Annotated in this window: 24 protein-coding genes; 12 read left to right on the forward strand and 12 right to left on the reverse strand. The window is 69.8% G+C overall.

Going from position 1 to position 24,061, the window contains the following annotated elements; all coding sequences use genetic code 11:
- Positions 1-11: 11 nt before the first annotated feature.
- From sufC to AC0VYP_RS07660, 4 genes are read left to right on the forward strand one after another with little or no spacing between them, the layout of a single operon-like run.
- Entirely contained in the window at positions 12-773 is a 762-nt protein-coding gene (gene sufC / locus AC0VYP_RS07645) for a Fe-S cluster assembly ATPase SufC (protein ID WP_285761020.1), read from the forward strand.
- 2 nt (positions 774-775) lie between these two features.
- Positions 776-2,053, forward strand: coding sequence for a cysteine desulfurase (locus AC0VYP_RS07650; protein ID WP_285761021.1), 1,278 nt, complete (start codon positions 776-778; stop codon positions 2,051-2,053).
- An 18-nt stretch (positions 2,054-2,071) separates the two neighbouring features.
- On the forward strand, positions 2,072-2,551 hold the full coding sequence (gene sufU, locus AC0VYP_RS07655; RefSeq protein WP_285761103.1) for a Fe-S cluster assembly sulfur transfer protein SufU: 480 nt from the start codon (positions 2,072-2,074) through the stop codon (positions 2,549-2,551).
- Positions 2,548-2,937 carry a metal-sulfur cluster assembly factor gene (locus AC0VYP_RS07660; protein ID WP_475473198.1) on the forward strand — a complete coding sequence of 130 codons (390 nt, stop codon included), beginning with the start codon at positions 2,548-2,550 and terminating at the stop codon, positions 2,935-2,937. Before sufU ends, AC0VYP_RS07660 begins: the two co-directional genes overlap by 4 nt.
- Positions 2,938-3,027: 90 nt before the next feature.
- Here the strand turns inward: AC0VYP_RS07660 and AC0VYP_RS07665 are convergent, their stop codons facing one another.
- The 3 genes from AC0VYP_RS07665 to AC0VYP_RS07675 form a co-directional block, all read right to left on the reverse strand.
- Positions 3,028-3,771 carry a GNAT family N-acetyltransferase gene (locus AC0VYP_RS07665; protein WP_475473199.1) on the reverse strand — a complete coding sequence of 248 codons (744 nt, stop codon included), beginning with the start codon at positions 3,769-3,771 and terminating at the stop codon, positions 3,028-3,030.
- Between the two features lie 89 nt (positions 3,772-3,860).
- Positions 3,861-6,002, reverse strand: a complete 2,142-nt coding sequence (locus tag AC0VYP_RS07670) for a hypothetical protein (RefSeq protein WP_475473200.1) — start codon at positions 6,000-6,002, stop codon at positions 3,861-3,863.
- Positions 6,003-6,410: 408 nt separating this feature from the next.
- Positions 6,411-6,860 (reverse strand): SseB family protein, encoded by a 450-nt coding sequence (locus AC0VYP_RS07675; RefSeq protein ID WP_475473201.1) that lies wholly within the window; start codon positions 6,858-6,860, stop codon positions 6,411-6,413.
- Positions 6,861-7,123: 263 nt separating this feature from the next.
- Here AC0VYP_RS07675 and AC0VYP_RS07680 point away from each other — a divergent pair, with 263 nt between their 5' ends.
- Positions 7,124-7,954 (forward strand): SGNH/GDSL hydrolase family protein, encoded by an 831-nt coding sequence (locus AC0VYP_RS07680; protein ID WP_475473202.1) that lies wholly within the window; start codon positions 7,124-7,126, stop codon positions 7,952-7,954.
- A 21-nt stretch (positions 7,955-7,975) separates the two neighbouring features.
- Here the strand turns inward: AC0VYP_RS07680 and AC0VYP_RS07685 are convergent, their stop codons facing one another.
- The 6 genes from AC0VYP_RS07685 to AC0VYP_RS07710 all read right to left on the reverse strand — a co-directional run bounded on the left by AC0VYP_RS07685 (position 7,976) and on the right by AC0VYP_RS07710 (position 13,683).
- Positions 7,976-8,503 carry a hypothetical protein gene (locus AC0VYP_RS07685; protein WP_475473203.1) on the reverse strand — a complete coding sequence of 176 codons (528 nt, stop codon included), beginning with the start codon at positions 8,501-8,503 and terminating at the stop codon, positions 7,976-7,978.
- 248 nt (positions 8,504-8,751) lie between these two features.
- On the reverse strand, positions 8,752-9,897 hold the full coding sequence (locus AC0VYP_RS07690) for an EAL domain-containing protein (protein WP_475473204.1): 1,146 nt from the start codon (positions 9,895-9,897) through the stop codon (positions 8,752-8,754).
- Between the two features lie 226 nt (positions 9,898-10,123).
- Positions 10,124-11,362 (reverse strand): beta-ketoacyl-ACP synthase II, encoded by a 1,239-nt coding sequence (fabF, locus tag AC0VYP_RS07695; protein ID WP_475473205.1) that lies wholly within the window; start codon positions 11,360-11,362, stop codon positions 10,124-10,126.
- Positions 11,363-11,515: 153 nt separating this feature from the next.
- A complete protein-coding gene (locus AC0VYP_RS07700; RefSeq protein ID WP_285761030.1) occupies positions 11,516-11,755 on the reverse strand; it encodes an acyl carrier protein in 240 nt (79 codons plus the stop codon).
- 90 nt (positions 11,756-11,845) lie between these two features.
- On the reverse strand, positions 11,846-12,799 hold the full coding sequence (locus AC0VYP_RS07705; protein ID WP_285761031.1) for a beta-ketoacyl-ACP synthase III: 954 nt from the start codon (positions 12,797-12,799) through the stop codon (positions 11,846-11,848).
- Positions 12,799-13,683 carry an ACP S-malonyltransferase gene (locus tag AC0VYP_RS07710; RefSeq protein WP_475474186.1) on the reverse strand — a complete coding sequence of 295 codons (885 nt, stop codon included), beginning with the start codon at positions 13,681-13,683 and terminating at the stop codon, positions 12,799-12,801. Before AC0VYP_RS07710 ends, AC0VYP_RS07705 begins: the two co-directional genes overlap by 1 nt.
- A 266-nt stretch (positions 13,684-13,949) precedes the next feature.
- On the opposite strand from AC0VYP_RS07710, the gene AC0VYP_RS07715 reads away from it, so the two are divergent.
- Both AC0VYP_RS07715 and AC0VYP_RS07720 read left to right on the forward strand, forming a co-directional pair.
- Positions 13,950-15,155, forward strand: coding sequence for a PucR family transcriptional regulator (locus tag AC0VYP_RS07715; protein ID WP_475473207.1), 1,206 nt, complete (start codon positions 13,950-13,952; stop codon positions 15,153-15,155).
- Positions 15,156-15,433: 278 nt separating this feature from the next.
- Positions 15,434-16,270 (forward strand): hypothetical protein, encoded by an 837-nt coding sequence (locus AC0VYP_RS07720; RefSeq protein WP_475473209.1) that lies wholly within the window; start codon positions 15,434-15,436, stop codon positions 16,268-16,270.
- On the opposite strand, the gene AC0VYP_RS07725 is transcribed toward AC0VYP_RS07720, so the two are convergent.
- The gene (locus AC0VYP_RS07725) at positions 16,267-16,659 is read right to left on the reverse strand and encodes a DUF1304 domain-containing protein (RefSeq protein WP_285761035.1); all 393 of its coding nucleotides are present in this window, start codon (positions 16,657-16,659) and stop codon (positions 16,267-16,269) included. The genes AC0VYP_RS07720 and AC0VYP_RS07725 overlap by 4 nt on opposite strands.
- A gap of 58 nt (positions 16,660-16,717) precedes the next feature.
- Positions 16,718-17,428 carry a GntR family transcriptional regulator gene (locus AC0VYP_RS07730; protein ID WP_285761036.1) on the reverse strand — a complete coding sequence of 237 codons (711 nt, stop codon included), beginning with the start codon at positions 17,426-17,428 and terminating at the stop codon, positions 16,718-16,720.
- Between the two features lie 252 nt (positions 17,429-17,680).
- On the opposite strand from AC0VYP_RS07730, the gene AC0VYP_RS07735 reads away from it, so the two are divergent.
- The 5 genes from AC0VYP_RS07735 to AC0VYP_RS07755 all read left to right on the forward strand — a co-directional run bounded on the left by AC0VYP_RS07735 (position 17,681) and on the right by AC0VYP_RS07755 (position 22,217).
- Positions 17,681-18,925: an NRAMP family divalent metal transporter gene (locus tag AC0VYP_RS07735; RefSeq protein WP_285761037.1), complete on the forward strand. Its 1,245-nt coding sequence runs from the start codon at positions 17,681-17,683 to the stop codon at positions 18,923-18,925.
- 58 nt (positions 18,926-18,983) lie between these two features.
- A complete protein-coding gene (locus AC0VYP_RS07740) occupies positions 18,984-19,775 on the forward strand; it encodes a LamB/YcsF family protein (protein ID WP_475473211.1) in 792 nt (263 codons plus the stop codon).
- A gap of 91 nt (positions 19,776-19,866) precedes the next feature.
- A complete protein-coding gene (pxpB, locus tag AC0VYP_RS07745) occupies positions 19,867-20,472 on the forward strand; it encodes a 5-oxoprolinase subunit PxpB (protein ID WP_285761039.1) in 606 nt (201 codons plus the stop codon).
- Between the two features lie 54 nt (positions 20,473-20,526).
- Complete coding sequence (locus tag AC0VYP_RS07750) at positions 20,527-21,387, forward strand: 5-oxoprolinase subunit C family protein (RefSeq protein WP_475473213.1); 861 nt, start codon at positions 20,527-20,529, stop codon at positions 21,385-21,387.
- A 35-nt stretch (positions 21,388-21,422) separates the two neighbouring features.
- Positions 21,423-22,217: a putative hydro-lyase gene (locus AC0VYP_RS07755; protein ID WP_285761041.1), complete on the forward strand. Its 795-nt coding sequence runs from the start codon at positions 21,423-21,425 to the stop codon at positions 22,215-22,217.
- 9 nt (positions 22,218-22,226) lie between these two features.
- Here the strand turns inward: AC0VYP_RS07755 and AC0VYP_RS07760 are convergent, their stop codons facing one another.
- Positions 22,227-23,942 carry an alkaline phosphatase D family protein gene (locus tag AC0VYP_RS07760; protein WP_475473214.1) on the reverse strand — a complete coding sequence of 572 codons (1,716 nt, stop codon included), beginning with the start codon at positions 23,940-23,942 and terminating at the stop codon, positions 22,227-22,229.
- Positions 23,943-24,061 lie beyond the last annotated feature (119 nt).

Genomic DNA, 24,061 nt, shown 5'->3' on the forward strand with positions numbered 1-24,061 from the left:
TGATCAATAAGATGACCAAGTTCGAGATTCGCGGTCTGCGCGCCGATGTCCTCATCGGTGCCGACGAGCGCCAGGAGATCCTCAAGGGCGTTGACCTCACCATCAACTCCGGTGAGACCCACGCCATCATGGGCCCCAACGGCTCGGGCAAGTCCACTCTCGCCTACGCCATCGCGGGCCACCCCAAGTACGAGATCACCGGCGGCGACGTCCTCCTCGACGGTGAGAGCGTCCTGGAGATGAGCGTGGACGAGCGCGCCCGCGCCGGCATGTTCCTCGCCATGCAGTACCCGGTCGAGGTCCCCGGCGTCTCCATGTCCAACTTCCTGCGCAGCGCCGTCACCGCCGTGCGTGGAGAGGCCCCCAAGCTGCGGGCCTTCTCCAAGGAGCTCCAGGGCGCCATGAGCGGCCTCTCCATCGAGTCCTCCTTCGCCGCCCGCGGCGTCAACGAGGGCTTCTCCGGCGGTGAGAAGAAGCGCCACGAGATCCTCCAGCTCGAGCTGCTCAAGCCGAAGGTGGCCATCCTCGACGAGACCGACTCCGGCCTCGACGTGGACGCGCTCAAGGTCGTGTCCGAGGGCGTCAACCGCGCCCGGGCCACCGGTGAGGTCGGCGTCATGCTGATCACCCACTACACCCGGATCCTCAACTACGTGAAGCCCGACTTCGTGCACGTCTTCGCGGCCGGCCGTATCGCCGAATCCGGCGGTCCCGAGCTCGCCGACGTGCTGGAGGCCGACGGCTACGAGCGGTTCGTGAAGGCGGGCGCTTAACCGTGACCGCACGCGAGCTGGACGTCGAGGCGATCCGGGCCGATTTTCCGATCCTGGCCCGGAGCGTCCGCGACGAGCGTCCGCTGGTGTATCTCGACTCCGGGGCGACCTCGCAGAAACCCCGGCAGGTCCTCGATGCCGAGCGGGAGTTCTACGAACACCACAACGCGGCGGTGCACCGCGGCGCGCACCAGCTCGCGGAGGAGGCCACCGACGCCTATGAGGCCGCCCGCGCCACCATCGCGGCCTTCATCGGTGCCCAGACAGACGAGGTGGTGTTCACCAAGAACGCCACCGAGGCCGTCAACCTCGTCGCCTACGCCATGAGCAACGCCGCCACCGCGGGCGACGAATTCGCCCGCATGGTGGTCGGGCCAGGCGACGAGGTCGTCGTCACCGAGATGGAGCACCACGCCAACCTGGTGCCCTGGCAGGAACTGTGCAGGCGCACCGGGGCGACCCTGCGCTGGTTCGGGCTCACCGACGAGGGCCGTCTGGATCTGTCCGATCTCGACGAACTGGTCAACGAGCGCACCAAGCTGGTCGCGCTCGCCCACCAGTCCAACGTGCTGGGCACCGTCAACCCGGTCGCCACCATCGCCGCCCGCGCCCGTGAGGTCGGTGCGCTGGTGCTCCTGGACGGCGCCCAGTCGGTACCGCACATGCCGGTGGACGTCGCCGCACTCGACGCCGACTTCCTGGTGTTCTCCGGGCACAAGATGCTCGGGCCCAACGGGATCGGCGTGCTGTGGGGCCGTCGCGAGCTGTTGGCGGGCATGCCGCCCTTCATCTCGGGCGGCTCCATGATCGGTGTCGTGCGTATGGAGGGCGCCACCTGGGCGGACCCGCCGCAGCGTTTCGAGGCCGGCGTGCCGATGGCCCCGCAGGCGGTCGGGCTGGCCGCTGCGTGCGACTACCTCAGTGCCATCGGAATGGACAACGTCGCCGCCCATGAGCACGCGCTCGTGGAATACGCGCTCAAACAGGTGGGTTCCATCGAGGGCGTGCGCATCATCGGCCCCACTGACGCCGACGGGCGTGGTGGAGCGGTGTCCTTCACGGTCGAGGGTATTCATCCCCACGATGTGGGGCAGGTGTTGGACGATCGCGGTCTGGCCGTGCGGGTGGGGCACCACTGCGCGTGGCCGCTGCACCGGCGCTACTCGGTCATCGCCACCACCCGCGCCTCGTTCTACCTCTACAACTCCTTCGCCGACGTGGACGCCTTGGCCGACGGTATCCGCGAGGCGCAGCGGTTCTTCGGCGTGGCCCGAAGCTAGAAGGGGCGTTTGGAAACCATGAAGCTGGACGCGATGTACCAGGAGATCATCCTGGACCACTACCGCAACCCTCACCACAAGGGTTTGCGGGACCCGTTCAACGCGGAGAGCCACCACATCAACCCGACCTGCGGGGACGAGGTGACGCTGCGCGTCGCCCTGGATCCCGCGGGGGCCGAGCTCGACAGCGCGGCCACGGTCGCCGACGTCTCCTACGACAGCATGGGCTGCTCCATCAGCCAGGCCAGTGCCTCGGTCATGGCCGACCTGCTGATCGGCAAGACGGTTGACGAGGGACTGGCCGTGCTGGACGAGTTCACCACCCTGATGCAGTCCAGGGGACAGGGCGAACCCGACGAGGACGTGTTGGAAGACGCCGTCGCCTTCGCCGGGGTCTCCCAGTACCCGGCCCGTATCAAGTGCGCCCTGCTCGCCTGGATGGCGTGGAAGGACGCGACGGCCAAGTCACTGGCAACAGAGAAGGAGGGCGCCGCATGACCGCAGGAAACGAGACCGTCCAGGTCCCCGACACCGACGCTCCGAACGTCCAGGACGCGGGTGAGGGCACCGAGGTCAACCAGGAGCTCCAGGAAGAGCTCATCGAGGCGTTGAAGGATGTCATCGATCCCGAACTCGGCGTGAACGTCGTGGACCTCGGGCTGATCTACGGCGTCAACGTCAACGGTCAGATCATCACCATCGACATGACCCTGACCAGCGCCGCCTGTCCCCTGACCGACGTGCTCGAGGAGCAGGCCAACAGCGCGCTGGAGGAGTTCGGCCGCGAGGTCAAGATCAACTGGGTCTGGATGCCGCCGTGGGGTCCGGACAAGATCACCGATGACGGGCGCGACCAGCTGCGCATGCTCGGTTTCAACGTCTGAGACCGTTCGAGACGATGCCGAGGGGGTGTCCCGCCACAGGGCGGGGCGCCCCCTCGTGCCCTCCGCCGAAACAGTGCCCCGGTGGAGGGGCTAGGGGACCACCACGGTCTGCACGCTCTCGCGCAGGGCGAAGCCCAGCTTCTCGTAGAGCCCCCGTGCCGGATTGCCCTCGGTCACCGCCAGCCCGAGCTCGGCCGTGCCGCGGTCGGCGGCCAGCACCACGGCGCGGCGCAGAAGAGCCGCGCCTGTTCCCCGTGGAGCGCGGGGATGTTTGAAGAGTTCCCCGACCCAGTCCAGGTCCGGTTCGCGCTCGAACACCAGCACCCCTGCCAGCACCCGATCCTCGGGATCCACCGCCAGCCCGCTCGCCGGTAGCAACGGGCCCAGGACCGCGCCCGACAGCAGGTGTTCGTACAGCGAGCGGCTCGTCGCGGCGTCCCAGGCGTGGTGGTCGGGATGCCCGGGGGGATAGGCGGCTTCGAGCGCGGGCAGCACCGCGTCGATGTCGCGGTCGTACGGTGTGATCCGGATTCCTTCGCCCAGGACGGGTGAGCGCCAGTCGGGGGGAGAGGCAACGCGGCGCAGGTCGCGACGGAGGTCGTGCGCGTGGCGCATGGGGATCGCGCCCCGTCGCAGTAGTTCTTCGCCCAGGGGCGGGTTGACGCTCACGGCCCAGCCGGACAACCGGGTCAGGATCGTGTTGACGGTTCCCGGACCCAAAGGACGCACCGTATGCGCCCAGGGGAGTCCGGCGCGGGTGTCGCGCAGATAGCTGAGTGCCGGGGCACCGTCGTCGTCGAAAGCGACGTGCCGGCCGGTTTCGGCCGCGGTCACGGCGTTCCCGTGCGGTGGAGTGGCGCTGCGCTCATGTCCGCACAGTGTGGACCGCGCTTTCTCGCCCCGCAACCCGGTTCTTCGTCGTCTCAGCGCGAGGCGTAGAGCGTGGACCGCAATTCGGCCGCGATGTCGTCGTCACCGCGTTTGGTCAGCATTTCGATGAGTTGCGTCGGATTGTTGTTCGTCCTGTCCTCGCCGTCCTCGCTGATCCGACGGCCGATGATCTCCAACGCCTCGTCGGTTCCCGCAGCCGCGGTGTAGCCGATCAGGTTGAGAGCCTTGCCGATGGAGCCGTTGTCGCCCAATGCTGCCGTGGGCAGCAGCCGGGCGTCCAAGCGGTCGCCGTTGACGGTGATGAACACGCGGTCGCCGGGCTGGGCCCCCTGGCGGCGCAGCAACGGTCGCAACGAGTCGAACGCGGGCTGGTCCCGCCATACCAGGACCAGGAGATCCGCGCCGGGGCCGGTCAGGCACAGCAACCGTCCCGGCTGCAGCCCCAGATGGGTGGCGTAGCCCGGGGGGACGGTCACCGGTGCGCCGTTGAGCTGGTCGGCGCTGACGTCCACCCGGTGCCACCAGCGTCCGTCCGGTGCGCGGAAGCAGCGAGCCGAGGTGGAGACCCCCAGAACGGGCTCCGGCCGAGGTGCGGCAACCGTCGGCCTGCGCCGTATCGGCAGGCCGCCCGCGGTGGTGGAACCGGGGGAGTCGGGGGTGACCGCTGCGTGTCCGGAGAAGGCGGGCGCCTCGGGGGCGTCGAGGGGCACCGTTTCGTTGACCAGAACGTAGCCGTCGTGGATACTCACGCCGGGCGTACTCAGCAGCCAGGCGCGCAGCGCCTGCGCTCTGATCCCGAGCTTGCCCAGGCGGAGCCCGGCCTCGGTGATGCTGGGCTGGCCCACCACGACCTGGCGGGTCTGCCAGCGCAGCGTTCCCGTCTCCGCCGACAGCAGCCATCCGTTGTCCAGACGGCGGTCGGTGAAGAGGGTGATGATCACCCGCCACAGCGGGATCCCGAGGGACGGGATGTCCACGGGGTGGTCGGGGTGGGAGCCGATCAGGTGATCCACCGTGGTGGCGGTGCCGAGCTGTTCGGAGACGTCGCGTACGTGCTTGGCGATGGGCGCGCCGGCAGGCGAGCCGAGCCAATGGAGCAGGCGCTCTTCGACGGTGCGCTGGGCGGTGCGGAGCTCGCCGATCTCCACCCGTAGCTGGTCCGAGAGCAGCCTGATGCTGGTGGGGTCGGCGGCGAACAGTCGTTCGGCGGCAACCAGCCGCTCAAGGTCGTTCCACTCGCGAAACAGCCGGTCGAGCAGATCGATCAGCGGGTACTGGCCGAGTTCGGGGGCCGGCGCGGTGGCGATGTCGGGGACTTCGGGAACGGCCGGGGTCTCCCCGCGCATTGCCTTGGGCGGGCCGAAGGCGGGGCGCCGCAGGGTGCGGCCCGGGCCCAGAAGGGTACTGCCACCGCGCCGGGCCAGCGCAGGCGTCGCCCCGGTGGCCGAACTGGATCGTCCGGAGCGGCCCGAGCGGGTGGGAGCCGCGTTGGCCCGCTCCTCGGCGAGATCCTCGTCCCGGTTGGCCCGGAGCGCGCGCAGGGTGCGGATGGCGCGGGTGGCCGGGCTCTGCGGTGAGATCTCGGGATCGGTCGTGGGGCCCGCGCAGTCCGAGCCGGTCGCGTTGGTGAGATAGGCCAGCGCGTTGTGCACGTGCTCGGGGGCCGAGGCGGGGATCCAGTTGGCGACGGTCCGCACTGCCTCGATCATCAGCGCCGGGGAGGGGGTCGGCCCGCCGCTGGGGTCGCGGGTGAACGGGTGGACCGCCCGCCACATGACCATGCTGACGACCTCGACGACGTCGCAGTTGCCGGGGAAGCCCCATTCGCGCATGGTTGCGGGGGAGGCCGCGACGAGTTGTTCCCAGTTGCCGGCTGTGGCCAGCACCGCGCCGCGGACGGGCTCGGCGACCTCGTCCATGTTGACGGACAGCGCCCGCAGGGTGGGGAGGAATTCGCAGACGGCGAGGTGGTCCCACTGTTCCACGGTGAGCCGCGCGAGGCAGTGCGCAAGCCAGGTGGGCCCGGCGATGTCGAGGACGCGGGGGAGGGGCAGCGAGCGCCACCAGCCGTCCACGAGTCGGGTGTGCTGCAGGATCTCGGAGATGTCGGCTGACTTGCTCCAGCGAAGAGCCGGGGCGAGGTCGGTTAGGCAGATCGGGGAGACGGCGTTCATCTGCTGGGGACCTCGACCTCCTGGCATACGGCTCGCGAGCGTGTGGGAGCGGCACTGGCATTCGGCTGTGCGCTACACACTACGCCTCCCCGGGCGTGCGCGGATGCCGGACGTGTGGGTTCGATGCGGCGGCTGCGCCTTGCGGGAGATCGCGTTCGGAGCTGAATGCTGATTCGACTTTACGTGGTGCTGATCTCTCGCAGATCGTACGGGCGTGCGCGCGCTATGTGTAGCCCAAGGCGGAGAAAACGGACAGTCGATGGTGAAGTGGCAGGTCAGTGGATCTCGTTCTGGCGTGGGGAATGATCGTCCGACATTCGCTTTTGCTGTGGCAGAAGTCACATTATTGACGCGTCGGGTGGGGGCCGGTCAGCGGACCGGCCCCCACCCGACCCCCGAGGTCGCTGTCTACTCGGCGGCCAGGGTGGCCACCGTCTCCGGATAGATCGGGACGCTCGCCTTGTTGCCGGGATTCACGGCCAGCCCCACGTCGCCGGGCAGCACGTCGGCGAGGTCCTGGGTCGGGATGATCGTGTACGGCAGTTCTCCACTGCGCGCGCTCAACTGCTCCTCGGAGGTGAACACGGGGACGAACGGCGAACCCTTGAGGTCCAGCGTCGGCAGCGCGATGGAGCCGTCGTCCTGGACGCCGGATCCTTCGGGAAGGGGGACCCACAGTGAGCCCTCCCGCAGGGCGCCGATGAAGCGCGACACCGACTCCGCGCCCTCGCTCTGGGTGTCGTCCGCGCTCTCGGGGGCGGCGGCGGTCCGCTCTATGGCCTCGGCGAGGGCGTTCTCCACCGGGTTGACGGGAAACGGTACGGAATCGCCTTCGGCCGAGCCGGTCGGCGTGGTCATGGCAGGACGCTCCTTATGAGTAGGGCACGAGGGTCGGAATCGGCATCCCCGGGGAGTGGTGCGCACGGTTCCCGGATGCCTCGACCAAAACCCGCATTTCATCAAACGCGCCGGTGAACAGCGGCGGTATGCTTATCTGGTCCGCTTTACCCCGACCGTTCGGCTTGACACATTCACCCTCGTGTTACGCAAGGCACGCACTCCGTGGTCCCCATGGGCCCCGTCATTCAGCGTGTCGGTGTCAAGCAGCATGATTGGTTGACGTGACTGATCTCGAGATGAACCCCCCTGACCGCATGCAGGCGGAGACCTCCGCGGTCATCCGCTCTTACGTCGCCATCGGGGACAGCATTACCGAAGGGCTCGACGACCCGAATCCTGATGGCTCCTACCTCGGGTTCGCCGATCGCCTGGCCCAGCACCTGGGCGCTGCCACCTCGGGCTTCCGATATGCCAACCTCGCCGTACGGGGCCGCCGATCGCACCAGATCTTCGGCGAGCAGTTGGAGCAGACACTGAAGTTCGCCCCCGAACTCGTCACGGTCAACGCCGGCGGCAACGACGTCCTGCGTCCCAACACCAACCTCGACCGCCTCGCCCAGCAGTTCGACGACGGTGTGCGCCGGCTGCGCGAGGCAGGTATCCGGGTGGTCATCCTCTCCGGCTACGACACCGGCTGGATCCCGGTGCTGCGGGTCTACCGTGGACGTATCGCCGTGTTCAGCATGCACCTGCGCGCCATCGCCGAGCGCAACGACTGCGACATCGTCAACCTGTGGTCGATGAACGCCCTCAACGACCCGCGTGCCTGGAGCACCGATCGCCTGCACTTCAACGGGGCGGGCCACCAGATCGTCACCGCGCGCATCGCCGAGATCCTCGGGCAGCCCATGGGCGGCCGTGAACTCTGGGCCCACCCCTGGGCGACACCCAACCTCCAGCTCCCGCGGATCCTGCGCCGTCGTCAGACCCGCAAGTGGGCCGTGGACTATCTGGTGCCCTGGTTGAGTCGCCGGGCGATGGGCCGTTCCTCGGGTGACGGCCGTCTTCCCAAGCGGCCCGACATGACCGAACTGGCACCCGACGAGGACTAGCGTCCGCTCATGCCCTCCGGATCAGGATTCCGGTTGCCCCTTGCGTCGATACCCCGACCGCAGCGGACCACCAGCCAGATCCAGGATCTGCGTGGCCACCATCACAAGAGCGCCGGCATCCCCGGTGCTCGCCAGGCGCTGCGCCTGTGCCAGTCGGGCGTGCACCACCGGATCGCACTCCAGCAGCCGCTGGGACAGCCACTTGCCCGCTCCCGACCACTCCCGCCGCACCAGCAGCACCAACCGTGCCCCGCTCCGCACGGTCTCGGCCGCGATGAATCCTCGCTCGTCGGTGTCGGTGCACCCCGTCAGGTCGTCCACCAGGTCGGTCAGCGCATAGCGCGCGTCCTCCAATTCACCGGGTGTGGCGGGGGAGGGGCCAGCCGCAAGGCGAGCGCGCGCCTGGCGTGCGATGGACGCCCCGGTGCCCTCGACGTCGATCAGGAGCTCCCCCGTGGCACACATCGACAACAGGGGCGAGCACCGGGAGGCCGCCTCCCTGCGCGCAGCAGAGTGCCACGACGCCTCGGTGTGCGCGAACACCTCCACCGGCCATTCCCGGTGGACCAGGCTTTCGCGGTAAGGAGCCGGGGGGGCCGGTGAGGATCACCACGATGTCCAGGTCCGACGTCGGGGTACGCCGCGGTGTACGGGAACTGCCCGCCAGAAAGGCCGCCCGCGCGTCCGGATGGTTCTTCCACAGCAGATCGATCGCTGCTTCCAGGGGGTCCATGCGGGTATTCAACCCGAATCCGGGCCGCAGCGCGCTCCCTTGCGGAGGCCGTTCCTGCGCGACCTCATCCCCTCGACAGGCTGCGGATCAGATCGCTCACATGGACGACCCCCATGCACTGGCCGAACTCGTTCACCGCGATCAGGTCCTCGTACACCCGCTCGCGCTCGGTGCCCGCCGACCGCAGCGCCGCGAGAGCCGGAGCCGTGCGCGCAACCGTCCGGGGAGCACCTGCCAGCCGCTGAGCGGGGCGCCGCGCGTGCAGCGCATGTCCGTAGGGCCCGGTGATGGACAGCAGGAACCGGGCACGGTCCAGCGCCGCCACCGGGCGTTCCCGGTGGTCGATGAGGATGACGCTGCTGAGTGCGGAGTCGTTGCCGAACGCTTCCAGCACCTCTTCGGAGGTGGCATCCTGCGTCATCGTCACCGCCGGGACCATGAATTCCGAGACCCGCGGACCCACGTTGACACCGGTCGATGTCAACTCCAACAGCGCCGCGTCCGGGATCGGGGCGACGCGTTCGCCGGGCGCCCAGTCGTCCCGCGCGAAGACCGGCCCCTGCGCCAATCGGACCCCCGCCTTGCGCAATCCCACCAACTGCGCTGTTGAGCACACCCCAGCGGCCAACGGAAAACTTCCCGCGCCCCGGCCGATACGGGTCATGCCCTCGACGATCGCGGTCAGCCGCTCGTCCCCGGGAACACCCGCAGTCAACTCCGCGTCCACGCGGAAGAAGAACGGCGCGGACCGTACGAGGAGGTCCGGCGCGATCCGCGCCGTCCCCAGCGCCGAGCGGAACCCCAGCTCCCGGAGCACGGCCACCCCACGCGTCAGCTGCTCGGACGGTAGTTCGCGCAGCCCGGCGTCCACCATGAGGGTGATGTCGCGAGGACGCCGCCCGGCGCGGCGAAACCAGCTTTCCAGCAAGGAGAACGGCTCCCGGCCCGCACACAGCAGCCGTGCGGGAACCGGCAGGACCAGCGGCAGCAGGCTTTCGCGATCCACCGCGCTGCGGGCCAGCGCCAGGAGCCGTTCGCCCAGTGCAGCGGCGTCGTCGCCCTGCCCGGCGTCGGTGGCCGGGGCGACCTCCACGGCGAGCACCGCTCCGGAGTCCAGGTCCACGATCGGTCGCAGCCGAGCGGTCGGCGGCTCGGCCCGACCGGTTTCGAGCCGCGCGCCGCGGGGGGAGGCACTCGTGGGCAAAGACACCCGTTCATGCTCTCCGGGCAGGGAAACCTTCGAAAGACACCCCGGTGAAGACGTGTTGAACTCATCGCCCGTGCACAACGGTGGGGTTGGCGGGGGAGGTGTTCCCGCCCACCCCACCGTTGCCCGCGCTGCCACAAAAGGGTGCTGTGGGCGGCGCCGCGCCGTGCCGCGGGTTTTTCCGAGCACGCCACGGACCGCCCGCGACCGGGGAAGACACCGTTCGGGGTTACGGCCGGCGGAAGACCAGGGCGATGTTGTGCCCCCCGAAGCCGAAGGAGTTGTTGACCGCTGCGGCGTCGCCGGGAGCGAGCTCGCGCGGCTTGTCGCGCACGATGTTGACCACGACACCGGGATCGATCTCGCGGAGGTTGCGCGTGGCCGGCACCACCCCGTTGTACAGGGACAGAACCGAGGCGATGGACTCCACCGCGCCGGCACCGCCCAGGAGGTGACCGGTCATGGACTTGGTCGAGGTGACCGCGACCCGGTCGGCCACGGAGTCGCCCAGCGCGCTGCGGATGGCGACGGTCTCGGCCACGTCGCCCGCGGGGGTGGACGTGGCATGCGCGTTGACGTGCACGATGTCGTCGGGGCTGAGCCCGGCGTCGGTGATGGCCGCGGAGATGGCGCGCGCCGCACCGGCACCCACCGGGTCGGGCTGCACGATGTCGTGGGCGTCGCAGGTGTAGCCGGAGCCGGCGGCCACCGCGTAGACCCGGGCGCCACGTGCGGCCGCGTGCTCGGCGGACTCCAGGATCACGATGCCGGCGCCCTCGCCCATGACGAAGCCGTCACGGTCAACGTCGAAGGGGCGCGATGCCGCCTGCGGGTCGTCGTTGCGGGTTGACAGCGCGCGCATGGAAGCGAACGAGGCGATGTTGAGCGGGTGGATCGCGGCCTCGGTGCCTCCGGCGATCACGACATCGGCACGGCCGGAGCGGATCATCTCGATGGCGTCGCCGATCGCCTCGGCGCTGGAGGCGCACGCGCTCACCGGGACGTGGGCCCCTGCCCGGGCGGTGAACTCCAGGGCGACGGCCGCTGCGGGGCTGTTGGGCATCAGCATCGGCACCGTGAACGGCGAGACGCGCTTCCAGCCCTGCTCGCGGAAGATGTCGTACTGGTTGAGGATCGTGAGGATCCCCCCTATGCCGCTGGAGACGACGACGCCCAGGCGCAACGGGTCAACCTCGGGAGCGCCGGCGTCGGCCCATGCCTCACGGGCGGCGACCAGCGAGAACTGCTGGGTCCGGTCGAGACGGCGCAGCCGGTGGCGCTCCAGTTTCTCGGCAGGGTCAACGGCGGCGACACCGCCGAAGTGCACGGGGAGTGAGTCGTGCCACTCCTCGGGAAGCGAGGTGATCCCCGACCGACCCTCGAGCAGCGCGGACCAGGTGGTGGCGACGTCACCCCCAAGAGGGGTGGTGGCTCCGAGGCCGGTGACGACGACTTCGCGAGTACTCATGGCCGATCGCCCTTCAGGTCAGATGGTCGAACCCCGATGGCGCGGTGCCGATGATGACGGGGAGGAGTGGGAGGCCGCGGGCCCCACCGGGATCGGTGGGCCCGCGGTGCCCGCCGGCGAACCGCTCCGGCGGGCGAGAAGAGCGAGGCGCCGCTACTTCTGGATGAAGGTGATGACGTCCTGGACCGTCTTGAGGTCCTTCAGCTGGTCGTCGGGGATCTCCACGCCGAACTTGTCCTGCGCGGCGACGGCGATCTCGACCATCGACAGGGAGTCGATGTCGAGGTCGTCCACGAAGCTCTTCTCCGGGCTGACCTGGTCCGCGGGGACACCGGCGATCTCGTCGATGATCTCGCCGAGGCCGGCCAGAATCTCCTGCTCAGAGTGGGCCATGTCAGGTTTCTCCTTCTTGATGCGAGTAGAACGGTTGGTCATGATGGGACCCCGGGCGCAACCGCCCGTGCGGGGTTGGTCCATCGATGTCTAGGGAATGCGCAAGACCTGCGCGGCATACGTCAGACCCGCGCCGTACCCCATGGTCAGCACAGTGCTTCCCGAGGGCAGCTCGCCGCGTCCGATCATGCGCGACAGCGCGAGCGGGACGGACGCCGACGATGTGTTGCCCGCGGTGACAATATCGCGGGCGATGAGCGCCTGCGGAGCCCCCAGCTTGCGAGCGATGGCTTCGACGATGCGCAGGTTGGCCTGGTGCGGGACGAACGCGGTCAGTTCCTCGGGGGCCACGCCCGCGCGTTCCATGGCCTCCAGCGCCACCGGGTACAGCTCGGTGGTGGTCCACCGGAAGACCGCCTGGCCTTCCTGGTGGAGGTATTTGTTCTCGCGCATGTAGATCTTGTCGGCGCGGTCTCCGGCGCTGCCCCAGGCCACGGGCCCGATGCCGGGCTCCTCCGAGGCGGACACGACCGCGGCCCCGGCACCGTCGGCGAAGATCACACACGTCGTTCGGTCGGTCCAGTCCATCCACTGCGACAGCTTCTCGGAGCCGATGACCAGGACGTTGCGCGCTGACCCCGCGCGTACCGCGTCATTGGCGACCGCCAGCGCGTAGCAGAAGCCCGCGCAGGCGGCGTTGACGTCGAAGGCGCCGGGCGCCTCGATCCCGAGGCGGGTGGCCACTCCGGCGGCGGCACTGGGGATCTGGTCGAGCTGGGTGCAGGTCGCGACGATGACGAGGTCGATGTCGGAGGGGCTCAGTCCGCTTGCTGCGAGCGCCTTGCCGCCCGCGACCACCGCCATGTCGCCCACGGTCTCGTCGGGACCGGCGATGCGCCGCTCCTTGATGCCGACGCGGCTTTGGATCCACTCGTCGGAGGTGTCGATCCGGGCTACCAGGTCGGCGTTGGTGACAACGTTGGCCGGCTGGTAGTCGCCGAAGGCGACGATGCGTGCTCCGGGTGAGCTCGGAGGAAATTTCATCAGCTCTGCCCTTCCAGGTCTGCGGTACCCGGACCCGCGTGCGCCTTGACGAGCTCGCGTGCACGGTCCAGGTCCTCGGGGGTCTTGACGGCGAGCAGTTCGACGCCTCGCATCGAGCGCTTTGCCAGACCGGTCAGAGTACCCGCGGGCGGCAGTTCGATCACGGCGGTCACGCCCAGGTCGATCAGCGACCGGGTGCAGGAGTCCCAGCGCACGGGGGAACTGATCTGGGACACGAGCCTGGAGAGGTAGTCGGTGCCCGAGGCCACTGCGGCGCCGTCGCGGTTGGACAGCAGCCGGACAACGGGGTTGACCGGTGTGAGCCCATCGGCCAGTACTTGTACCCGCTTCACCGCGGGCTCCATGTGGAGAGTGTGGAAGGCGCCGGCCACCGACAGCGGGCGCAGCCGGGCCTTGGCCGGAGGGGCGTCGGCGAACGCCTGAAGCTCGCCCAGGGTCCCGGCGGCCACGATCTGACCGGAGCCGTTGTCGTTGGCCGCTGTCAGCCCGGCTGCCCCGATCGCGGCCAGCACCTCGTCGCGGTCACCGCCCAGGACCGCGGTCATCCCGGTGGGGGCGACCGCGGCGGCGTCGGCCATCCCGCGGCCTCGCTCGGCGACCAGGGCCAGCGCGTCGCTGGGGGAGAGAACGCCGGCGATCGCGGCGGCGGTGAACTCGCCGACGCTGTGTCCGGCGACGACGTTGACGGACCCGCGGGCCTCGTCCAGGGTGCCCAACAGCGCGGTGGCCGCGGCTGCCCCTGCACTGACCAGCAGGGGTTGGGCCACTGCTGTGTCGCGGATCTCATCGGCGTCTGCGGTCGTGCCGTAGCGAACCAGATCGAGCCCGGCGACCTCGGACCATTCGGCGAACACTTCGGTCATACCGGGGAGTTCGAGCCATGGGGAGAGGAAACCGGGAACCTGGGCACCTTGGCCGGGAGCGACGATTGCAAGCACGACATCAACCTTGCCCTGTGGAACATCACCAGCTTGATGGGGACAGGCACGAACTTTGACCATCTCGTTTTGTAGGCTTTCCACAAAGAGGGTGGAGTGGGGGCCGTAAGTGCGTGTTCCATCTCACCTTATGACCGCTTGGTAGTGCACGGGGGCGCCGCCCGGAGGAGCAGGCTGCCACCCTAAGGAGGGTGACCACGGATTCTCATGACTCCTCGCCCGATTCCGACGCCGAAAGCGTTCGGGTCGAAACCGTCCAGCGCCTGGAAAGAGCCATGGGCGCGCTCGGTACCGCTGCTGTCGCCAGGATGGAGCAGCGGTTGTTCTGGTTCCGCGCGATGTCGGCGGAGGACCGTTCCTGGGTCGGGTTGGTGGCCCAGTCGGGTGTGGCCGCCTTCGTCAACTGGTTCAAGAACCCCGACCGAGTGCGTCCGGCCATCGCCGTGGAGGTGTTCGGCACCGCTCCGCGTGAACTCACCCGCTCCGTCTCGCTCCAGCAGACCGTGGAGATGGTCCGCGTCGTCATCGACGTCGTGGAGACCCGGGTCCAGGAGCTCGCGGCGCCAGGCGGCGAGCAGCAGTTGCGCGAGGCCATGTTGCACTACAGCCGAGAGGTCGCCTTCAGTACCGCCAAGGTCTATGCCCGGGCCGCCGAGGCGCGCGGCGCGTGGGACGCCCGGCTGGAGGCACTCATCGTCGAGGCGCTGCTCCACGGCGACCGCGAGGAGGGGCTGCAGACCTGGAGCGCCGCGCTGGGCTGGTCGCGCACTCCCGTCATGGCCGTCGCCGGACTCCTGGGCGGCCAGGACGCGGAGGAGGTCCTGGCCGACCTGCGGGCGATGGCCCGCCGGGCCGGCCACGACGTGTTGGCGGGTGCCCAGGGCGATCGGGTCGTCGTCGTGATCGGTGTCGCCGACCAGTTCGGAGCGGCCCCCATCTCCGCGGTCGAGCCACTGGCCGGTCTCTTCGGGCCCGGTCCGGTCGTGGTGGGGCCGCCGGTCACCGACCTGTACGCCGCGGGCCGTTCGGCCCGCGCAGCCGTGGACGGGTTGCGGGCGGCCCCGGCCTGGCCGGACGCTCCTCGTCCGGTCTCCGCCGCCGACCTCCTACCCGAGCGGGCCCTCGACGGGGACGAGGCGGCTCGGCGCAGACTCATCCAGGAGATCTACCTGCCTCTGCGCGGCGCAGGCTCTCCGTTGTTGGACACCCTTTCGGTGTACTTGGAGCACGCGTCCTCACTGGAGTTGACCGCACGCATGCTTTTCGTGCACCCCAACACCGTGCGCTACCGACTCAGCAGGGTCGCCGAACTCACCGGGTTCACCCCCTCGGACGGGCGCGGCTCGTTCGCGCTGAGGGTGGCCGTAACGCTTGGCCGATTGTCGGAGCGCGACTGAGGCGACCGATCCGGAACCTTTACGTGGCAGCCCTCGTTGCATTCAGTGGGACGTGACCGAAAGTGGTTCGTGCGTATGGTCCTCAATATGGGGTATCACGGGCCACGGCGGAGATGGAAACCGGATAACGTGGGTCATGAGCGGCGCGATCACGGTGGGCACCTGATCGCTGCCGCCGAGCAGACGCCTGCCCTCCTCGCGGGCGCGCTCGACCAGGGACGGTCTGTCCTGCTTGGTCTGCGGCGGCACATGGGTTTGGGGCGATAACGGTGTTCGGAGTGAAGCGGCTCTACGCAGGACTGGCGCGGATGGTGGGCGAGCCCACGGCGGCCGGCCACCTCCGGCGGCAGGTGTTCTTTTTCGTCCCCATACCGGTGCTGCTCGGAGGAGTCCTCGCTCTCGCGCTCGACACGCAGTGGTCGGCTCCCGGCTGGACGATCCTGTTCTCGGGGTCGATCTCGGTGACCTGCCTGTTGATCGCCTTTCTGGTGCATCCGACCCCGCTGCCCGAGGGCCTCTCCCAGGAGGCGTCGGTCCGGCGTTCGCTGCACCGTTTCCGTCAGATCACCGGTCTGCGGATCACGCTGGCGATGCTGCCGATCCTGCTCGGGGCCGGTGCCGCCCTGGCAGGCGGCGGGATGTTCCCCTACGCCGTGGCCATGGCCCTGGCCTGGCCGCAACTGCTGCTGGCCCTGCCCGGATACTTCACCGTCTCGCGGGCCCGCAGGGCCATGGAGGCGTGGGGGACCAAGGCGTACCTGTGGGCCGCCCTGGCCCAGCCCGCCAAGGTCGAGTGGCCGCTGATCACCCGCTACCTCGCCCGCCGCAAGGCCAAGGCCGCGTCCGCAGCCGTTCGGGGACCGAGCCGCCCCGCCCCCCGGCCTGCTCCGGCTCCGGCCGTTCAGGAGCAGGCCGCCCCGTCCGCCCAGGTCGCACCCGAGCCCGAGCCGCAGGCTCCCGCACACCGTCCCGAGCCGCTCATTCCGGGGCTGCTCGCCACGGGGGGCTCGGCGGTCGTGCCGCGTCCTTCCGGCCAGTTGCTGCGGCTGCGGGCCAACACTCGGCCCAAGCAGCGCAGCAGCCGCTCCGAGTCCCGTCAGCGCACCAAGAACTAGTCGGTCGCGGCCAGCGCCAGCAGACTCGCCAGCAGGGCGAGTAGGGGGAACAGCCCCTGTTTGAGCGCGCTGCCCCGCATCCGTGGGTCGGAGAAGGCCAGCACGATCGCTGCGCCGGCCATGCATCCGCATGCGAACAGCGACAGGGTGGTCCCCACGACAGGGGCGCCCCCGAGGGATACGGCAATTCCGCCCAGCGCACCCAGCGCCAGGAACAGGTTGTACCAGCCCTGGTTGAACGCCCAGGGACGCACCGCGGGCAAGGTATCGGGGGTGACCAGGAAGACCCGTGCGACTCCTGGCCGGTGCAGCAGGAAGCTCTCCATGACGAAGACGGCGACGTGAAACAGCCCGGACAGGGCGACAAGGACCAACACGGCTAGATTCATCCGGTCATTATTGTCCTGTCCGGTGACCGCTCGTCGCCGGGAGGCTACCGCCCCGGGGTCACCGCGTGGTGACGCCCCGTCCGCCGGAGAACGCCTCGACCAACTGGCGTTCGGCGGCGTCGAAGTACTCGGCCAGGCGGTCGGCGGCCTCGTCGAACGCCCCGGCGGCCAGAGAGTCGTAGATCTCGCGGTTCTCGCCCAGGTAGGGCGCGTGGAACTCGCGCGGAGCGGCCATCGCGTGGAAGACCAGGCGAAGCTCGGCCAGTAGTTGGTGCATGACCTCGTCGATGCGCGGACTGCCCGAGAGCCGGCCGATGGCTTCGTGGAAGTGCATGTTGGCGGTGCCGATGCCCCACCAGTCCCCCCGGGACTCGGCGCGCTCGCCTTCCTCCACAGCGGCCCCGACCGCGCGCACCGCGGCCTGAGGGGCATGGGCGGCGCCGCGCACCGCCGAGAGCTCCAAGGGGCGGCGGACCCGGTACAGGTCCACCACGTCGGCCAGGGTCGGCTTGGCCACGAAGACACCGCGGTTGAACTCGTGCACGAGCAGGCGCTCGTGTCCCAGCAGTCGAAACGCTTCGCGCAGGGTGTTGCGCGAGACCTTGAACTTCTGCCGGATCTTCTCCTCCGACAGGCGGGTGCCCGGAGCGAGCGCGCCGTCGATGACCAGGGCGCGCAGCTTGTCGGCGACCCGCTCAGCGGTGCTGGAGCGCTCCAGTTCCTCCCCGACATCGGGAATCCGGTCGATCCAGTCGTCCGTCACCGTCACGCCTGCTCCTTGTTCACCGTGTCCCACGTCTCGACAGTCCTGCCCATTGTCGCCGATCGCCGTGCCCATGGGAGGTGTGGGACCGCAATGCCCGAGGGGAAACCCCTGTCGGCACTGGTCGGCGGGTAAAAGTTACCGAAATTTACCCGCATGAAATCGCAGTATTGGAGTATTGTTCAACAACTCGGCGACAGTGTGGTCACCATCACTTCCCCTGTCCTTCCTTTGGCCCCAGACCGTGGAGATTCCCGCATGAGCGAGCCACCCAAGGCCGGCATCCGCCCCAACCTGAAGCGCACCGCCGGCAGCAGCGTCCTGCTGGGTGCCATGTTCTTGATGGCCACCAGCGCCATCGGTCCCGGGTTCATCACCCAGACCACGAACTTCACCGCCCAGCTCGGTGCCACGTTCGCTTTTGCGATCATGGTCTCGGTACTGGTGGACATCGCGGTCCAGCTCAACATCTGGCGGGTCGTCGGCGTGGCCGGCACCCGCGCCCAGGACCTCGCCAACAAGGTCCTGCCCGGCGCCGGCTACCTGCTCGCGGCCCTCATCGTCTTCGGCGGCCTCGTCTTCAACGTCGGAAACATCGCCGGTACCGGCCTCGGCCTGGACGCCCTGGCCGGCATCGACGTCAAGATCGGCGGCGCGGTCTCCGCGGCGATCGCCATCGCCCTGTTCATGGTCAAGCGCGCCGGCGTGGCCATGGACCGCATCATGGTGGTCCTGGGCGTGCTCATGATCGCCATGACCCTCTACGTGGCCTTCGCCTCCAGCCCCCCGGTCGGCGAGGCCCTGCGCCAGGCCGTGTGGCCCGACGAGCTGGGCACTGACCTGTTCCTGGCCACCGTCACCATCATCGGCGGTACCGTCGGCGGCTACATCACCTACGCCGGCGCCCACCGCCTGGTCGATGCCGGGGTCAGCGGCCCCGCCAACGTCAAGGAGATCACCCGGGCCTCGGTCACCGGCATCATCGTCACCGGTGTCATGCGGGTGCTGCTGTTCCTCGCGGTGCTCGGCGTGGTCGCCGGAGGCGTGTCCATCCTCGACTCGCCCAACCCGCCGGCCGAGGCGTTCTCCCAGGCCGCCGGAGAGGTCGGACTGCGCCTGTTCGGCGTCATCCTGTGGGCCGCCGGCATCAGCTCCGTCATCGGAGCCTCCTACACCTCGATCTCCTTCGTCGCGACCTTCTCCCCGCGCCTGGAGCGCAACCGCGGCTGGCTCGTCGCCGCGTTCATCTCCATCTCGGCCGTCATCTACCTGCTGCTGGACCAGACCCCTACGACCCTGCTGGTCCTGGCCGGTGCACTCAACGGGCTCATCCTTCCGGTGGGACTGGGCATCATGCTCTGGGTGGCGCTGCGCCGCTCGCGCGACCTCCTGCACGGTTACCAGTACCCCAAGTGGCTGCTGGTGGTCGGCGTCGTCGCCTGGCTGCTCACCATCTTCATCGCCTACCAGGCACTGGGCGGAATCTCCTCGCTCTGGTCCTGACCCCGTCGCCGGCGGCCGCGATCGCGGCCGCCGGCCCCACCGCACAAGGAGCCCACCGATGACCATGGACCTCAACTCCGACCTCGGCGAGAGCTTCGGCCGGTGGGAACTGGGCGACGACGAGGCGCTGCTGTCCATCGTCACCAGCGCCAACGTCGCCTGCGGTTTCCACGCCGGCGACCCCACCGTGCTGCGCCGCACCTGTGCCGCGGCCGTCGGGAACGGGGTCGTCATCGGAGCGCAGGTCGGCTATCGCGACCTCGCCGGATTCGGCCGACGCTTCATCGACGCCGATCCGGGCGAACTCACCAACGACGTCGTCTACCAGATCGGCGCCCTGGACGCCTTCGCCCGCATCGCCGGGGACCGGGTCCGCTACGTCAAGCCGCACGGCGCCCTCTACAACGCCATCGTGCGCCACGAGGCCCAGGCGGCGGCCGTCGTCGAGGCGGTCCGGCTCTACGATCCCGAACTGCCCGTCATGGGACTGCCGGGATCGGTATGGCTGCGCGCCGCGGAGCAGGCGGGGCTGCGCACCATCAGGGAGGCGTTCGCCGACCGCGCCTATACCCCCGAGGGCACCCTCGTCTCCCGTCGCGAACCCGGAGCCGTCCTGCACGACCCCCGTGAGATCGCCGACCGCTGCCTGCGCATCGCACACGGCGAACCGGTGAGCGCGATCGACGGCACGCCGGTGCACATCCGGGCCGACTCCCTGTGCGTGCACGGCGACAGCCCCGGCGCGGTCCAGATCGCCCGCGAGGTCGCCGACCACCTGGGCACATCCGGTGTCCAGATCGCGCCCTTCGTCCCCCGGAGCGGTCGCCGGCCCTCGGACCACAAGCGCTGAGGCACCAGAGTGGAAGAAGACCCACCGTGCAGGACGACCGGACCCCGCGCAGGGTGCCCCTGCCGGCGAAGGCCACCGCGAGGAGACAACGATGCGCATCCTGAACTGCGGCGACACCGGTGTGCTGGTCGAGGTCGCCGACCTCGACCAGGTGCTCGCCCTCCAAGCCGCCCTGGCCGAGGAGCCCCCACCGGGAGTCAGCGAGGCCGTCCCGGCCGCGCGCACCGTCCTGCTGCGACTGGAACCCGGAGCGGACCCGGCCGCGGTGGCCTCCTCGGTGCGCGCCCTGCGGCCCAGCCCCGGCCACCGCCCCGATTCCGGCGAGATCGAGATCCCCGTGCACTACGACGGCGAGGACCTCGCCGACATCGCCGCACACACCGGACTCAGCCGCAACGAGGTCGTGTCCGCGCACACCGCGGCCCTCTGGACCGTCGCCTTCTGCGGTTTCGCCCCCGGGTTCGGCTACCTCGTCGGCGACGACCCGCGTCTGCACGTCCCGCGCCGCGCCGAAGCACGCACCCGCGTCCCCGCCGGATCAGTGGCGCTGGCCGGAGAATTCACCGGGGTCTACCCGCGCAGTTCGCCGGGCGGATGGCAGCTCCTCGGTCGTACCGATGCCCGCATCTGGGACCTCGACCGTGATCCACCCGGCCTGCTGCGCCCCGGAACCCGGGTCCGTTTCATCGCGGCCTAGCAGGGCCCCAAGACACCACCGCCCCTTTTCCCGTGGAAGAAGACGACAGCACTGATGGCAGCCGCAGCCCTGGAAGTACTGGCGACCGGACCGCTCGCAACGGTGCAGGACACCGGTCAACCCGGGCATGCCGGTCTGGGAGTGGGCCGTTCGGGAGCCGCTGACGCGCGCTCCCACGCCCTGGCCAACCGGCTGCTCGCCAACCCCGTGCACGCCGCAACCCTGGAAGTCACCTTCGGCGGACTGCGCGTGCGCGCGCGGGGAACACTGACGGTCGCCGTCACCGGAGCCCCGTGTCCGCTGACCGTCAACGGACACGGGGCGGCCCTCAACAGCGTCCTCACCCTTGCCGACGGCGCCGAACTGGTGATGGGCACCCCGGCCACGGGACTGCGCAGCTACCTCGCGGTGCGGGGCGGCATCGACGTGCCCCCCGTGCTCGGTTCGCGCAGCACCGACACCCTCGCCCAACTCGGCCCCGAGCGGCCCGCTCCGGGAACGCTCCTCCCGGTGGGGGCCCCACCGGAACGGTTCCCCGTCACCGATTTCGCCCCCGTCGCCGCCATCGAGGGCCTCGAACTCGACCTGCGCGTCGTACCGGGCCCGCGCGACGACTGGTTCACCCCCGAAGCCGTGGGCACCCTCCTGTCCGCCGCCTACGAGGTGACCTCCCGCAGCGACCGGGTGGGCGCCCGTCTCCTCGGACCCGCGCTGACCCGCCGCGTCCACCAGGAACTGCCCAGCGAAGGCATGGTGGCCGGCTCGCTCCAGGTTCCCCCCGACGGCGACCCGGTCCTGTTCCTGGCCGACCATCCCGTGACCGGCGGCTACCCGGTGATCGCCGTGGTGGTCGCCGCCGACGTCTCCCGTGCAGCCCAGGCCCGCCCCGGCAGCCGCCTGCGGTTCCACCGCTGAAACCGCCCGATCCGAGACCGCCCCAGGAGGACACCGTGCCCCAGCCGCCCACCGCCCCCGCAGCACTGGCACCCGCCCAGGCGCGCGCCCTTTTCCGCGCGGGACTCAGCACTCCCACAGCCGGCTACTGCGCCGGCTACGCCCAGGCCAACCTCATCGCCCTGCCTCGCGACCTGGCCTTCGACTTCCTGCTGTTCGCCCAGCGCAACCCCAAGGCGTGTCCGGTCCTCGACGTCACCGAGCCCGGTGAGACCCGTTCGGCCGTCTTCGACGGCGACCTGCGCACCGACCTGCCCGCCTACCGCGTCTACGTTGACGGTCGGCTCACCGAGGAGACCACCGACGCCGGCGCCGCCTGGCGCGACGACCTCGTTGCCTTCCTCATCGGGTGCAGCTTCACCTTCGAGACCCCCCTCATCGAGGCAGGTATCCCGGTCCGCCACGTCGAGACCGGGACCAACGTCGCCATGTACCGCACCAACCGTGACTGCCGGCCCGCGGGCCGGCTCGCCGGTCCCCTCGTCGTGTCCATGCGGCCCGTCCCCGCCGACCGGGTCGCCGACGCGGTACGCATCACCTCGCGCTACCCGGCCGTGCACGGCGCCCCCGTCCACGTCGGCGACCCCGCCGCACTGGGCATCGCCGACCTCGGCCGTCCCGACTTCGGCGACCCCGTCGAGGTCCGGGCCGGGGAGATCCCGGTCTTCTGGGCCTGCGGAGTCACCCCGCAGGCCGCGGTCATGGCGTCACGGCCTGCCTACGCCATCGCCCACGCCCCCGGCCACATGGCGGTGACCGACGTCCGTGACAGCGTCTATCAGACGCCCTGAGACGTCGTCTCACCCGGTCAGGGGGTGCTCTGCCAGTTCCCGGACCCTGGGGCGCTCCGACGCCTCAGAGGCGATCTGGCGCGCTGCCGCGGGCACCGACGGCGAGTGGTCCCAGCGAACCGTGGCCGAGCGGCCGTCCAGGGTGAGCGTTGCCAGTGCGTTGTCGTACCAGGGGCCCTCGGCCAGTCGCCAGTCCAACACCGGTGCGCGGACACCCGCCAGCCGAGCGAGCCCCCGGCACAACAGCCCGGTGACCGTGCGCACCGCGACCCACATCAGCCGCCGCATCATCGGCTGCATCCAGTTGCAGGTCGGTGAGCACACCAACTGCGCGATCGTGGTCGTCAACCCCGCAGCTGAACCGCCGCGTGCCCGGGCCCGCGCCAAATAGGAGAAGTGCACGTCCCCGCCGAGGAAGAGCACGCTCGCCGGGGCCGCCCCGCGTTTGCCCCCGGCGACCTCCAGCACCGCCTCCGCAACCGCTCCGAAGGATCGCTGGAAAGCCGGCCAGTGCTCCAGGTCCACCTCTTGGCGCAGTTTCTCGCTCGGGCCGCGCAACCATCGGCCCCACGCCCCGGCGCACAACGCCTCGTTCCACGCCTCCAGGTAGTGCACCCCGGCGGGCATCAGGAACGGGAGCGTGCTGGCGAGCACCAGGTGGTTGACGTCGCCGCTCAACTGCTCGTCCAGCCACGCCGAATCGTCGGGGCCCAGAATCGAGCGTGCGCGGTCGTCGGCCACATCGCGGCCGCACCGGGTGTCCACCATCACCACCCGGCTGCGGCCGAAGTCGTGCCGGTGGCTCCAGCGGTAACTGGTGGGCTCGCTGTGGGCCCGCCAGGCGAACGCGTCCAGTGCCGCGCCCCCGTCTCCCGCGGATGTCATCTCCTGCCACACCGGGTCGGCGGCCCGCGTTTCGGGGGACAGGTTGCCCAGGTGCTGGTAGATCCAGTATGTCCCCAGCCCTGAGGTGATGCGCGGGCGCCACCACGGTGTCCGGGCGATCTGCTCGCGCCAGGTGCCCGATGTGTTCCAGTCGTCACGAATATCGTGGTCGTCGAACAGCATCAGGGTGGGAACCGTTGACAACAGCCAGCGGATATCGGGGTCGGTCCACGCCTGCCGGTACAGCTCGGCGTATTCGTCGAAGAACACGACCTCGTCGTCGGGGGCGCGATCCCGCTCGTCCTCGCCCTCGCGCCGATGCGCCAGGAACTCCTCCATCGACTCCTGGAGTTCGTCGGCGTACACCTGGTCGCCGATGAGCAGCAGCGCTGTCGGCTCGCCTGCGGCCGGTTCGTTTCCGATGTCCCCGACACGTTCGGCGGCCAGGCGCAGCGCATAGGCGCGCAGCATGTCCACCCCGTAACGCAGGACCGCGGCGGCGGAGTGGTCGGTGGGGGTGTGGCACGAGCCGAACAGCAACCGTGCCGGGGCCGAGTGGTCCAGCGGGCGCAGCGTGCTCGGCGGATAGGGGGAGTCCGCCTCGGGCCACACCCGGGTCTCGTCCAGGTACACCTGGTAGGGCACCTGTTTGCCGGGTGCGAGCCCTTCGAGCTCGCACAGGGCGTAATGGTGGCCGTGCACGGTGAAGGTCTCGGTGCGCACGCTCACGTCCTGTGCGCTGACCGTGACGGTGCACGCCGCGTCGGTCTCCACCCAGATCACGGCAGTGGTCTCGGTCACGTGCCGCAGCATCGGACCGAGCCGCAGTTCGGTACTCACTCTCTACTCCCAGCTCGTCGGGGGACGAATCGGCCCGGGGCAGAGGACACCCCTAGGCCGAGTATGACTTCTCGTCCGACTACCCGACGAGGGCGGCGGCGTGCGTTCGAACACCTGCG

The sequence above is a fragment of the Nocardiopsis sp. iso_186 genome, from assembly GCF_056173365.1.

Coding starts and splice junctions, on each gene's coding strand:
- fabF (WP_475473205.1), bottom strand. CDS start 11,362: ATGAGTACTCGCGAAGTCGTCGTCACCGGCCTCGGAGCCACCACCCCT.
- AC0VYP_RS07725 (WP_285761035.1), bottom strand. CDS start 16,659: ATGAATCTAGCCGTGTTGGTCCTTGTCGCCCTGTCCGGGCTGTTTCAC.
- AC0VYP_RS07670 (WP_475473200.1), bottom strand. CDS start 6,002: ATGAACGCCGTCTCCCCGATCTGCCTAACCGACCTCGCCCCGGCTCTT.
- sufC (WP_285761020.1), top strand. CDS start 12: ATGACCAAGTTCGAGATTCGCGGTCTGCGCGCCGATGTCCTCATCGGT.
- AC0VYP_RS07660 (WP_475473198.1), top strand. CDS start 2,548: ATGACCGCAGGAAACGAGACCGTCCAGGTCCCCGACACCGACGCTCCG.
- AC0VYP_RS07710 (WP_475474186.1), bottom strand. CDS start 13,683: ATGACCGAAGTGTTCGCCGAATGGTCCGAGGTCGCCGGGCTCGATCTG.
- AC0VYP_RS07740 (WP_475473211.1), top strand. CDS start 18,984: ATGACCATGGACCTCAACTCCGACCTCGGCGAGAGCTTCGGCCGGTGG.
- AC0VYP_RS07675 (WP_475473201.1), bottom strand. CDS start 6,860: ATGACCACGCCGACCGGCTCGGCCGAAGGCGATTCCGTACCGTTTCCC.
- sufU (WP_285761103.1), top strand. CDS start 2,072: ATGAAGCTGGACGCGATGTACCAGGAGATCATCCTGGACCACTACCGC.
- AC0VYP_RS07750 (WP_475473213.1), top strand. CDS start 20,527: ATGGCAGCCGCAGCCCTGGAAGTACTGGCGACCGGACCGCTCGCAACG.
- AC0VYP_RS07705 (WP_285761031.1), bottom strand. CDS start 12,799: ATGAAATTTCCTCCGAGCTCACCCGGAGCACGCATCGTCGCCTTCGGC.
- AC0VYP_RS07700 (WP_285761030.1), bottom strand. CDS start 11,755: ATGGCCCACTCTGAGCAGGAGATTCTGGCCGGCCTCGGCGAGATCATC.
- AC0VYP_RS07735 (WP_285761037.1), top strand. CDS start 17,681: ATGAGCGAGCCACCCAAGGCCGGCATCCGCCCCAACCTGAAGCGCACC.
- pxpB (WP_285761039.1), top strand. CDS start 19,867: ATGCGCATCCTGAACTGCGGCGACACCGGTGTGCTGGTCGAGGTCGCC.